General features: G+C 35.9%; 12 protein-coding genes. 3 read left to right on the top strand and 9 right to left on the bottom strand.

Going from position 1 to position 12,683, the window contains the following annotated elements; genetic code table 11:
- Positions 1 to 1,101, bottom strand: a complete 1,101-nt coding sequence (locus tag M0R38_08085; protein MCK9481701.1) for a Nif3-like dinuclear metal center hexameric protein — start codon at positions 1,099 to 1,101, stop codon at positions 1 to 3.
- A 54-nt stretch (positions 1,102 to 1,155) separates the two neighbouring features.
- Between M0R38_08085 and lpxK the strand changes: the two genes are divergently transcribed.
- Complete coding sequence (lpxK, locus tag M0R38_08080; GenBank protein MCK9481700.1) at positions 1,156 to 2,196, top strand: tetraacyldisaccharide 4'-kinase; 1,041 nt, start codon at positions 1,156 to 1,158, stop codon at positions 2,194 to 2,196.
- A gap of 342 nt (positions 2,197 to 2,538) precedes the next feature.
- On the opposite strand, the gene M0R38_08075 is transcribed toward lpxK, so the two are convergent.
- From M0R38_08075 to M0R38_08040, 8 genes are all read right to left on the bottom strand, one after another.
- Positions 2,539 to 3,756, bottom strand: a complete 1,218-nt coding sequence (locus M0R38_08075) for a C1 family peptidase (GenBank protein MCK9481699.1) — start codon at positions 3,754 to 3,756, stop codon at positions 2,539 to 2,541.
- Positions 3,757 to 3,884: 128 nt separating this feature from the next.
- Positions 3,885 to 5,675, bottom strand: a complete 1,791-nt coding sequence (gene lepA / locus M0R38_08070; GenBank protein MCK9481698.1) for a translation elongation factor 4 — start codon at positions 5,673 to 5,675, stop codon at positions 3,885 to 3,887.
- A gap of 103 nt (positions 5,676 to 5,778) precedes the next feature.
- On the bottom strand, positions 5,779 to 6,321 hold the full coding sequence (locus M0R38_08065; protein MCK9481697.1) for a hypothetical protein: 543 nt from the start codon (positions 6,319 to 6,321) through the stop codon (positions 5,779 to 5,781).
- Positions 6,322 to 6,548: 227 nt separating this feature from the next.
- The gene (locus tag M0R38_08060; GenBank protein MCK9481696.1) at positions 6,549 to 7,493 is read right to left on the bottom strand and encodes a lytic transglycosylase domain-containing protein; all 945 of its coding nucleotides are present in this window, start codon (positions 7,491 to 7,493) and stop codon (positions 6,549 to 6,551) included.
- A 107-nt stretch (positions 7,494 to 7,600) separates the two neighbouring features.
- Complete coding sequence (gene queD / locus M0R38_08055; protein ID MCK9481695.1) at positions 7,601 to 7,957, bottom strand: 6-carboxytetrahydropterin synthase QueD; 357 nt, start codon at positions 7,955 to 7,957, stop codon at positions 7,601 to 7,603.
- A 44-nt stretch (positions 7,958 to 8,001) separates the two neighbouring features.
- Positions 8,002 to 9,015, bottom strand: coding sequence for a cytochrome-c peroxidase (locus tag M0R38_08050; GenBank protein ID MCK9481694.1), 1,014 nt, complete (start codon positions 9,013 to 9,015; stop codon positions 8,002 to 8,004).
- 2 nt (positions 9,016 to 9,017) lie between these two features.
- Positions 9,018 to 9,740 carry a hypothetical protein gene (locus M0R38_08045; GenBank protein ID MCK9481693.1) on the bottom strand — a complete coding sequence of 241 codons (723 nt, stop codon included), beginning with the start codon at positions 9,738 to 9,740 and terminating at the stop codon, positions 9,018 to 9,020.
- Between the two features lie 155 nt (positions 9,741 to 9,895).
- A complete protein-coding gene (locus M0R38_08040; protein MCK9481692.1) occupies positions 9,896 to 10,147 on the bottom strand; it encodes a 4a-hydroxytetrahydrobiopterin dehydratase in 252 nt (83 codons plus the stop codon).
- A gap of 183 nt (positions 10,148 to 10,330) precedes the next feature.
- Between M0R38_08040 and M0R38_08035 the strand changes: the two genes are divergently transcribed.
- Positions 10,331 to 10,969: a hypothetical protein gene (locus tag M0R38_08035; GenBank protein MCK9481691.1), complete on the top strand. Its 639-nt coding sequence runs from the start codon at positions 10,331 to 10,333 to the stop codon at positions 10,967 to 10,969.
- A gap of 31 nt (positions 10,970 to 11,000) precedes the next feature.
- A complete protein-coding gene (locus tag M0R38_08030; GenBank protein MCK9481690.1) occupies positions 11,001 to 12,677 on the top strand; it encodes a T9SS type A sorting domain-containing protein in 1,677 nt (558 codons plus the stop codon).
- Positions 12,678 to 12,683 lie beyond the last annotated feature (6 nt).

The following is a 12,683-nucleotide window of genomic DNA, read 5'->3' as shown; positions in this document are numbered from 1 at the left end:
TTATAAGTAATAATTTATTGGGTTAGTATTTGTTTCTGTGAAACGGGTTGCGAAATTAGGGAATTTTTCTTGAATTATTTTCATAAAAATTTCTATTGTAAAAATCTCTGATTCATAATGTCCGATGTCACAAACCATGATTTGTCCATCTGCTTCAAAGTAATCGTGATATTTAAAATCGGCAGTGATAAAGACATCAGCTTCTTTGTGCATTGCATCTTCTAATAAAAAACGTCCACTGCCTCCACAAATTGCAACTTTGCGGATCATGGTTTCTTTGCCCGATGTGTATTTAATAACCTTGATATTCATGTTGTTTTTTAGGTACTCTAAAAAACCTGCTGATGACATTGCTTCCGGTAACGAACCAATCATACCTGCCCCTTTGGTTTGATTTTCATTTGCAATATCATAAATTTCGTATGCCACTTCTTCATAAGGATGATTGGCAATTAAGGTCTGAATAAGCGAAGATTGTTTGTGTTTTTCAAATAAAACTTCAATTCGTTCCTCTTGTACTTTTTCAAGTTCTCCTTGTATGCCAATAAGAGGATTTGAATCCTCATTGCCTCTGAATGTGCCAATTCCGGTGGAAGAGAAACTACATTGGTCGTATTTTCCAATATTGCCGGCTCCGGCATTCCATAATACATCCCGTAACATATCAGCGTATTGAGGAGGGCAATAGGTTACGAGTTTTGCAAGGTTGGATTTAAGTGGTTTTAATATTTCAATGTCTTTAAGATTAATTTTCTCTGCAATTTTTTCATTGACACCATTTGCAAATACATTGTCTAAATTGGTATGTGCTGCATATATATTAATGTTGTTCTTGATTGATTGTATTACAATTCGTTCAACAAAGTTTTTGCCGTTCAGTTTCTTTAATCCTTTGAAAATAATAGGATGATGTGCAATTATTAAATTACATTTAGTATCTATCGCTTCTTGTACTACCGCTTCGGTAACATCTAAACATAATAAAATACCATGTACTTCATTGTTTTGGTTGCCAATAATTAAACCGGCATTGTCATAAGATTCTTGGTAGGAAAGTGGTGCAATTTGCTCAATTAAGGATGTAATTTCTTTTACAATCATAGAGGGCAAAGTTAGTGTGATTGTCAAGATTTTTACCAAATTTGCTAGGTGGGTTTGAGATTTATTTTACTACCTTTTTCATGGCTGTTTGGATTCATTGCACAATGTAGATGGATACTTTTTGATAAAGGTGTTCTCAAGCGCAAGCAGTCAACTCTGCCTACCATTGTTGTGGGGAATATTAAAGTTGGTGGTACAGGCAAATCTCCCATGATCTTGTTGCTTATAGAAGAGTTAATAAAAGAAGGATATACTCTTGCGGTATTGTCTCGAGGGTATGGGAGAGAAACAAAGGGTTTTTTGGAAGTGTTTACATCTTTGTCTGCTGTGCAATGTGGAGACGAGCCTTTGATGATTAAGAAAAGATTCCCGGATGTAGTAGTTACTGTTTGTGAAAATAGGGTAGCAGGGGTTAGTCAAATAGCAACATTGTTCCCCAAAACGCAAGTGATCCTGTTGGATGACGCTTTTCAGCATTTCAGGTTAAAGGCTAGCTTGTATATACTGTTAACAGAATGGCAACATCCATTTTATAGAGATTTTCCAATGCCAACAGGGATGTTGCGCGAATTTCGTTCTGCCGCATACAGAGCTGATATTATCATTACAACAAAAGCACCTGTAAACGTTAACGAGAAAGTGAAGAGTGAACATTGTCAGCATATTAGACGATATAGCAATGCAATGCAGTTTTTCTCAGCTATCGAGTATTTGCTTCCCATGAATATTACCACAACACAAACTATATCTTGGGATGAGGTGGTTGGGCGTGGGGCAGTTTTGGTTACGGGAATTGCTAATCCAAACTTGATTGTGAATTACTTGAATGATAAAAAGGTTCCATTTAAACATTTTAAATTTAGCGACCATGCCCATTTGAGTGAGCAGCAAGTAAGTGAAATTACACAATTTGCAAGAAGTACAAATCAAATCGTACTTACAACGGAGAAAGATGCAGCCCGAATTCCTACTGAATGGTTAGATGGAGGAATTTGGTTTATACTTCCAATGTCAAATAGCATAGAGAGTAAGGATGAATTGATTCAGAAACTAAAATCGGTCATTTCTCCCGCTAAATCATCGGGCAATTCATAGAGCCGGTTTCAATAATGAATATTTTGCTATTATGTTAAAATTTGACACAGTATGATTCCGACAGATGCCTAAATACGTTTTTATTAAAAATACTTCTCTATAAAATACGCCCAATTCATCTAATCGAAATGATTCTTCAACATAAAGAGCACCTAATGATTGAGCAGGACGTACCAAGTGAATCTGTGTTTGGAGTTTTTACATATACCCCATTGATGTTCTGGTCTTGCGCACTCCATTGCATTTGTTTGCTGAGTAACAAGAGGTGAACAAGGTTGCTAAAACAAATATTAAAGTCAAAATAACGACAGTTTTTTTCATTTGAATGAGTTTGTAAAGGGACTATTTAATGCCAAGTTTTTTTGCGATGTCTTTAGGAATAGCATTCTTATGAATCATAATATTCATGGTCTTATACGCAACATAGTTCCATGAAGCGTAAAGATATCCATCGCAGTCATTATACTTAGTTCCCCAGCTGTTTTTTACAATAAAATATTTTGTACCATTTTGATCTTTCACTAAACCGGTGATATGCATTCCATGATCATCTGTGGTTTCTTGGGAGTCAAATGCTTTTTGTCTTAACTCCTGAGTGATTTGCAATTCAGTCATTGGGTATATAAAAGCATTACCTGAGCGTTCAGCCTCATTAGGATTATTGAATATAACATTGTCTTTTCCTTTCACTTGTACCATTGAATCATCGGCAGGAACGATTGCAATTCCGTTTCTGTGAGAAAATCCTTTTTCAGACACATCAGAACCCCATGCGAAAGTATAGCCATTCATAATAGCACTTTCCATTACTTGCATGAATTCATTAAGGGGCAAGTTGTAGCTCGTTGTCATTGCCCAATTATCCGGAACTTCAATCACAAAACTACTGTAAAAAGGGTGGTGGGTGAAAGATGTTAATGAAACATAATCATCCATGTTGAGACCTAAATAAGTTGCAAAACTCTGAGGCGTATATTTCTTTCCTTGATATTCAAAGTTTTCAGGAACCGGTCCTAGATAAGCATTCAATATACCTTCAAATGCACCTTTCCAAGCAGGTGTAAGTGCTTTTTGAGGGTTGTCTTTAACCGCATCAATAAAACCTTTAAGAACAGCATCGAGTTCAGCGTGAGTGTGTTTGTCAGTACCGTAGTTTAACCCGGAATAAGCAGACTGAGGTATAATTCCATATCTTTTAATCACCCAAGGGATGTCATTAAATGCGCCTCCACCGGAGAAGTTATAATGTCCTTGCATTCTAACATACATATCAGCTTTGCCAATCCATGCATTTCTTACAATGTACATCTCACTTAAAAGGTGATGACCTTTACCCATGCGAAGCAGTTCAGACTCCATGAAAGACAAAGTAGAAAAACTCCAACATGTTGAACTTCTGTTTTGGTCTTGTACAGGCATTGCCTCATTGGCTTTAATTACTGAGAAGCGATAAAAACTCTTTTTAGAATTTGACAATGTGTCTTCTCCGAAAACTGTAAAAGTAAGCGAGAATAGAATAACGAATAAGACACTCTGTTTAATTGAAAATCTTGGTTTCATAATGGGGGCGCAATTACGTCAAAAAAGACAAGAAATCGGGTGTTTGTAATGAGGAAATATCACAGTCGTTTATAAAATCGGACAAACTCAAGGTTTCAGAGCGTGAATGAGATTGAATAATAATTAAACTATTCGTCAAGTTTGAGTACCGCAAGGAATGCGCTTTGAGGGATTTCGACATTTCCCACTTGTCTCATTCTCTTTTTACCGGCTTTTTGCTTTTCTAACAATTTGCGTTTACGAGAAATATCCCCTCCGTAGCATTTGGCAGTAACATCTTTTCTTAGTGCCGAGATAGTTTCTCTTGCAATAATCTTAGCACCCACAGCAGCTTGAATTGATATTTCAAATTGTTGTCTGGGAATTAAGTCTTTCAGTTTTTTACAAATCTTTTTTCCAAGATCGTATGCCCTGTCTTTATGAATAATGGCAGAAAGCGCATCAACCGGGTCTTTGTTAAGCATAATATCTAATTTTACTAACTTGGAATCTTTGTATTCAGAAGGGGAGTAATCAAAAGAGGCATAACCTCTTGAAATTGTTTTGAGCTTATCATAGAAGTCGAAAACAACTTCTGCTAAAGGCATTTCAAAAGTAAGTTCCACCCTGCTTGTAGTGAGATAAATTTGGTTTTTAATCACCCCTCGTTTTTCCAAGCAAAGTGTCATGATCGCGCCTACATATTCAGATGCGGTGATAATCGAAGCGTTGATGTACGGTTCTTCAACTTTGTCAATTAACTCAGGAGGCGGAAGGTCGCTTGGGTTGTTAACTTCTATAAACTTGCCTTTGGTGGTATATGCTTTGTAACCAACATTTGGAACTGTTGTGATTACGGTCATGCCATATTCTCGTTCGAGTCTTTCTTGGATAATCTCCATGTGCAACATACCTAAAAATCCACATCTAAATCCGAATCCAAGTGCAGCAGATGATTCCGGTTCAAAGACTAAAGAAGCATCGTTGAGTTGTAATTTAGCCATTACATCTCTTAATTCTTCATAATCTTCTGTGTCAACAGGGTAGATTCCGGCAAATACCATAGGTTTTACATCTTCGAATCCTTTGATTGCTTCTGTAGTGGGAGAGTTTTTTTGGGTCATGGTGTCTCCAACTTTTACCTCTCGTGCATTTTTGATACCTGTTATAATATACCCTACGTCTCCGGTCTTGACTTCATTTCGAGGTTCTAACCCTAATCTTAAAACACCGACTTCCTCTGCATAATATTCCCTTCCGGTATTCATGAATCGGATGTGGTCGCCTTTGTTTACAACACCATCAATGATTTTGTAATATGCTATAATTCCTCTGAATGAATTAAATACAGAATCAAAAATCAAAGCCTTGAGTGGAGCTTTTTCTTCGCCAACAGGTGGCGGAACTCTCTCAACAATTGCACGAAGAATATCATAAACCCCTTGACCTGTTTTACCACTTGCATGAATAATATCTTCATTTTTGCAACCAATCAGGTCTATAATCTGTTCAGATACTTCTTCAGGCATTGCACCCGGTAAGTCTATTTTGTTGAGAACCGGTATAATTTCTAAATCATTTTCTAAAGCAAGATATAGATTAGATATTGTTTGAGCCTGAATACCTTGGCTTGAATCTACTATAAGTAATGCGCCTTCGCATGCAGCAATTGAACGAGATACTTCATACGAAAAATCAACGTGTCCTGGTGTGTCTATCAGGTTTAGAACATATTTCTGTCCATCTAAAACATAATCCATTTGGATAGCATGGCTTTTGATTGTGATTCCACGTTCACGTTCTAAATCCATGTTGTCAAGCAGTTGGTCTTTCATTTCTCTTTCAGATACGGTTTTGGTATATTCCAAAAGGCGGTCTGCAAGTGTGCTTTTGCCATGGTCGATATGAGCGATAATACAAAAGTTGCGAATATGTTTCATTTTTTGGGGGGTGCAAATATACATAGAAGACAATGAAAGTTTATAAACAAAAAAGCCCTTACAATATCTTGTAAGGGCTTGTATTAATTCAATTTATGTAAATTTATTTTTCTTTTTCTACTGAAACAAAGTAGATTGGCTTGATAAGCACTTCAATTGGTTCGCTATATAGTTGACGCATTTGAAAAACTGCTTTATAGCTAAAGTTTGGTTTAGTAAAGTATTCTTTCAAATCTGATGCTTGTCTGAATAAGAACAAAGGTGCACTTTCAAGTCTGGTAGGATTACTGATTGAGCCAATAAGCGTATCTGTCATGCCGTCTGCAACAAGATAAACACTTACTGAGCGACAAAATTTGAAGGTTTCATCAGTCGGTTTAACCAAGTTTAATTCAAGTGCTTCTAAGCGCACTTCTTTCACGTTTTCAGCAGTGTAGCCTGCTTCTGATAGTTTTGCATCTAAGCTGTTTGTAACCGTAGTTGAATTGGCAGTATAGACAGAATATCTGTCAATAGTGTCAGGAATAGTAACTGTTGCGGTTTCATCCATTCTAATATTTGCTTTTTCAGTTTTTGAACAACTAGCAAAGAACATAGCTCCTACTAATACAATTGATAGGATAGAAGATGTGTGTGTCATTTTCATGGGGGCAAAAGTAATTATTTTTTATAAAAAACAAGTTGTGAAACTTTCATGATTCATCTTTATAAATCGTATCTGTTAGGTGACTCATATTAGTATTAGTATATAATTCTATAATTGAGTATTATAGAGAGAAATCTTAGATAATCAATATTTCCGTTTTTTTTAATTGATAAGTAAGAGCAGCTAAAACATGCTTTTAAGGGCTATTACTGAAAAGTTAGAATACATTACTTAGGTAACAGAATCTCAATTTGCTGGTTTTTGATATTTGCCCAAGTACTGCTTCTAATTTGGGGATTGTAATATCGCAGTGTTTTATATGAAATATCATTGCGATTCGCATATTCTACCCAGTCAATATTGTTTTGCGAAACAGTATATCTTCTTACTTCAAGAGGAGCATATAATTGTTCATCTTTGAGGTGAAATCCATAGAGTTTAGGATTCTCAATTATATATTTTAACGCTATGATCCGAAAAATGTATCGAGATGTTTCCTCATTCAGAAACAAATCGTAATAAGAAGTCTGGTTTTGGAAATTGATTTGTTTCATTATACCGTTGTTGCCGGCATTGTATGCAGCAGCAGCTAGTGACCAAGAGCCGAATTTAGCTTTTGCTTCTTTTAGATATTTGCAAGCGGCATAGGTTGCTTTTTCTATATTATATCTTTCATCTATTTCATTGTCAATATAAAGACTATATGCGGGTGCTGTTGTTTTCATAAATTGCCAAAATCCGGCTGCACCTGCAGGGGAGACCACTTGTGATAATCCACTCTCTGCCACACATAAGTATTTCATATCATCAGGAACACCTTCTTGTAATAAAATTTTCTCAATGATTGGGAAGTATCGATTTGATTTCTTGAGTATCAGTATAGTTGAACTGTGGAGAAAAGAGTTTACAACTAATTCTCTGTCAAGTCTCTCTGAAATTTCAATGTCGGAAAGATCAATGACTTCTCCGCAAAAGTTTACATCTGTGGGAAGTTCGGGTGCAAATACTTTCTGAACTTCAAACCTGTCATCAACAGGGGAGGTAAGGTGTTGATTAGAAATACCTTCAGCTTTGCCGATAAATGATTGTGCGATAGCAATCATAATCAAAACAAATCCGATTACTCCTAATAGCTGTAGCCCGCGTTTTAATATTGTCTGTTGCTTTTGCATATTTACTTTTCATTGAATGCTAGCAAATATAATGCGCTTTTAAGATTATTCAGAAAGAACAAGCCTACAAGTGTTAACTAATATCAATAATATTAGACGGATAGAGTTTATATCCCTTCGTAAACACAGCCGGAGCTTGCTGTTTCTTTTACGATTATTCTTGAAAGTAAGGGTAACTGGGGTTTGAGTGTGTCCCAAAGCCAGATGGAAAGATTCTCTACTGTAGGGTTCTCAAGTCCCATGATGTTGTTTAGAGTTTGGTGGTCAAGTTGTTTTACAATAGGGTTTACAATAGATTTAAGAATCGCAAAGTCCATAATCCAACCTGTTTCCGCATTTACGTCCCCTTTAAGAAATATAGTAAAACGGTAGGAATGTCCATGTATGTTCTTACATTTATGTCCCTCAGGTACGTTCGGAAGAAAGTGCGCTGCTTCAAAATCAAACTCCTTATAAATCTCCATTGCTTATTTTTGTCAAAAACGCTGCAAAAGTAATGTTCTATTCCTTATGGTTTAGAAAAATCAGGATTTGTTGTAAATGAAACATCTGTGAGTGTTTTAAGGAAAGCCAGCAAATTGTCTTTCTGTTCCTGAGTAAGCATCAATCCGTTTTCCTTTTGTGGTAAAATCATTAGTGGGTCTATATTCGGTGAGTTCATTTGTACTCCACTATTATAAAATTCAATGACTTGTTCTAAAGAATTGAATCTGCCATCATGCATAAACCTTTTTCTAAGCGATACATTTCTCAATGTAGGAGTCTTGTATGTGCCATAGTCTTTCATGTTTCCTGTAACATCGTATCTACCCTTACTTCCATTGAATACACTGTCTAAACCAATATTGTGAAAGTCATTGTCTGTAAAAAGCATACTACCGTGGCAGTGAAAACAATCTCCGGTTTCTGTGAAGAAGATTTCCATTCCATCCATTTCTGCTTGTGTCAGCGCAATTTCATTACGCATATATTGGTCGTATTTTGAATTTCCTGAAATGAGTGATCTGAAAAATTGAGCAAGAGAATATGCTATCTCTTTGGAAGTGATTTCATCCACTCCAAAAGCGTCTTTGAACTCTTTTTTATATGTAGTGTTTGCATTGATTTTCTTCAAATCGGTTGCAAAAAATTCATCAACCTCGAATAACATTACGTTTTCAAGTCCTTGGTCTGTACGTCCTTTCCATAAAAAGTTTTTACTCCAACCAAGGTTTACATGTGGAAGTACAGTGGTTGCAAAACCGGGGTCAGAGGTAAATCCCTCTGCCTGAAAATGACATTGAGAGCATGAACGACCGTCATTGGATAGGATTGGGTCATAGTAAAGTTTTCGTCCGAGTGCCAGTCGCTCTTTGGTCATCTTGTTATCTTGCGGAATTGTCATGTTCGGGAAGAAGCGAGGAATATCCAAGTTGATTGGAGTCGCTTTAATACTTGATTGGGTATTGTTGTCGGTTGGGTCTTTTTTACAGGCATTGAAACCCAACATGGCAATGAATATGAGAATAATTGTTTTTTTCATTTTTACTTTTTTATTGAAAATATATCTACTCCGTTTCTCTTTAGCTTCTGCATGGCAACGGGATTGTTCATTGAATAACTTCCATCTAGAACAAAATCATACACTTCTGGATTTTTGAACCATTCGTTAAGGTTCAATGCAAGATTCAGCGTTGTTGTGTTGTCAATTGTTATTTCAACATTGTGTTTTATGTGGATTTCAATCAAATTTTTATTGTTTCCAATGTGCATTGCAAAGCCCTCATCTTTGTTATTGTTTTTATACGTTCCTTCAAACTTCATAAAATGATAGCCACCTCCCATCATGTCGGGCCAAGACATATTTGCCATGTCTATATTTGCATCTAATGTTCTAGAGATATTGTGTGCGGAATCCAAACCGAAATAGAAATAGATTTCAGTGTATTTGCCAGACGGTATTTCTTTCAATGAGAAAGAATTAGTAGCGGGCTTTAATGCATTCAAATACAGGATTTTATTTGAAGAATACATTGTGCCGTTTTCGTGCTTCAATTTAAAGCCGGATAGGAAATATTCCATACGTGAGATTTTGTAGGAATAACCAGCCGCACTTGTATATGCAAAAGTGTCTGTTATCAATGCTGTGCCATCAACGTTGTACGTTACTTTGGCATTAATATTTCCATTGCCTGTTTTGGGTTCTTTTTTACAACCCCAGATTGATACTAAAGCAGTTGTTAATAAAATTAAAGTAAGTTTTTTCATGATATGAAAGTAGATAAGGTTATATAAGCAAAGGTAGTTCATAGCCTTATGCTAAACAATGACAAATGTCATGTTTTTACTACCGAGTTACGATAAACTTTATAGCGTATAGCCTTTTATTAACAGTTCAGGTAGATGAAATGAGTATTGAGGTGTTATGAAGTAAACATCTCGTTGATTTGCTTTGCAAAATCAATGTCTTTCAATGAGATTGTATTGCCCATATCATGTGTTATTAGCCAAATTTCCACTTTGTTATTTGTATTTGTCCAAGTAGGGTGGTGGTCATACTTTTCAGCCAGGATAGCTACTTTACTCATAAAACCAAAAGCTTCGGTAAAGTCCTTAAACAAAAACTTCCGGTATAGTCCTTTCTCAGTTTCTTGCCAGTATTGTGTTGGTGTCATCGGTTTAGTTATGAAAGAGGCAAAATTAGGGAAAAACTATTTAGGGTTAAGAATCTCGCAGTAGTAGTGTTAGGAATGGCGTGAATTAAAAATTATCATTACTTTTATGGTTCTTTATCAATTCAAGACTTGTATTTGCCTTTATAATTTTATTATCTTTGCCCAAACAAATATAGTTTAATTATGAAAAAGGATTTTCAAGCGCAGTGTTTTAATGGTACTCGCTCTGATAATTATTTGAAATTCAGGAAGATAATTCTATTATTTATTTCCTTGGGTTTTATATTCATTAATATTGAGAGTCTAAGGGCTCAAACTTGTACTTGGTCTCATTCATCAGAAATAGATTGTCCCTATAGACTTGTTGTTGGATTTACTTGCGATTGTGGTTACAGCTATCATCACCATCCTTTTATAGAAGATGTTAGTTGTCCAACTGATTGTGGTTGTTGGGGACAACCGGGTAGTTCACAAAAAATTGCTGGATGCGGATTTTGTGGGTTTCTTGATGACACACTTTGCCCTATGATTGGAGGCACAAGAGATTCTGCCTTTAAATATTTGGAAACACGTGACAAGATTACTAATGTCAGCCCTATTCCAAATACTCGTGCGTATGACTGGCGAAATGCAAATTACCAAAAAGAATTTTGTAATTATACGTATGATGTTAATACAGTAATTTGCTGTGATAGTATTCAAGCAATAAATTGTCAAAGTTGTGGATGCGGAGTTGCTGAAATCAATTGGCAAACTTCGGAAACTTTTTTGCGACCGGCTCATTCACCATACTATCAACCCTGTCCGAATCCGAATCAATAAATAATTAAAACAAATCAAAACAGATATTATTATGAAAAAAATACTACGATTATCATTCATGCTTTTTGCATGCTTAGTATTAGCGCAATCATCAAAAGCTCAGGAGCCGCTTAAATTGCAATACTATAAAAGATTAGCGGTTAAATTTACAAACCCGGATCCGCTTTCTATAAAGCACACGTTTATAAACGAAAACGGGTGGATGTTTGTCAGATATATAGGTCCCTTTGATTCCTTGGAATTAGATAACTTTAAAATTGATAAACGTTTCAAAGCCACCTGTGTTTTTGCTTTTGACCAAACGGGGAAGCTTCGGTGGGAGTTTACTTATGATGAAAAAAACACTGTTAGTGGATTTGGGATGGGTATTCTTATGTCCGGTGCAGATAACAGTTTATATTTTAGCTGTGTAGCAAGAGACTCCATAGTATTGAATAATGGCTTCAGAGAAATCTTTGATATTCCTAATAGACCCTATATTTTTATGGGTAAGTTTGACTCAACCGGTAATGTAGTTAAGCTATTTAATGCAACATTAGGACAAGTAGAATTAGCTAATTTTTCTGTTGAGAGATATTATAACTTTGGATTGTTAATGTCATCATACAATCTCAGACCTATGGTTCTTGACAGTACATTTAAAATTGTGGCTCATTATCCCATTCCCGGGGGAAATTCTTCTACCATTGATATGGATACAAACGGATATTTTTCTTTCGTTAAACCCCCTACTACCAGTTTCAAACCCAAGGATAGTCTCATTATTCTTGACACAGTCATTTATGCTTCAAATGAAGGGAAATATAAATGGGTTGTATCGAAAGTAACCCGAGATGGTACAGGTTACAAACGACTTTGGACCCATGTAGTGGAGAACAATAGAGATAATGATATTCAGGAAAATAAAGTTCTCAAAGTGGACAGAGAAGGAAATGTATTTTGGGCGATCAGACATGCTCAAGACCTGACTATAGCCGGACATGTTATACCGTTTTATAAAGATGCAAGTTCATTTGTTACAAAGGCAAGTATTATCCGATTTGACAAAAACGGGAACTTTAAATCCGCGCACTATGACACCACTCAGCAATGTCCCTTTCCGGGTCTAACACAAACTATATGGCTCGAATATGATAAAGATATGAACGTATATGCATATCTATATTCCGGTGGCAGAACTTATACCTTTGACCGTATTGACTTTGACAGTACCTATTCTCACGCACACAAGATTATGTTGTTTGATCAAAATTCAAAAACATTCAATAAGGCATATACTCATGTGGGAGGACGTTTTGATATGTCTTTATCACCTCCTCGCTTTGTGTTCTGGCATTCTTTAAATTCAAACAATTATTGGTTCTTAGAAGATATCAGGATTCAACCCAAGTGGGATGGAGACTTTGGAGTAGCCGTTATGGATACAATGCGACCTAAATATCCTATATCCGTTCCTAATATTCAGTCGGAACATGCTTTTGTAAACATTTATCCAAATCCTTCCGACAACAATTTCATAATTCATAATACTCATTCAAAACAGATAGAATGTGTTGTCTATTCTGTAGATATGCGTGAACAAGAAAAGTTTAAGGTGGGAGCAGGAGAGAAGTTTGAACTATCTTCAATCGTGGTTCCCGGGTTCTATTTTATTCGATGCACAGACGGATTAAGCGGATTCCAAACATTCAAAATGGTGAAGATGTAAATGTCT

The sequence above is a fragment of the Bacteroidia bacterium genome (assembly GCA_023228875.1).
GTDB lineage: Bacteria > Bacteroidota > Bacteroidia > NS11-12g > UBA955 > JALOAG01.
This window is presented reverse-complemented; position numbering and strand designations above follow the sequence as displayed.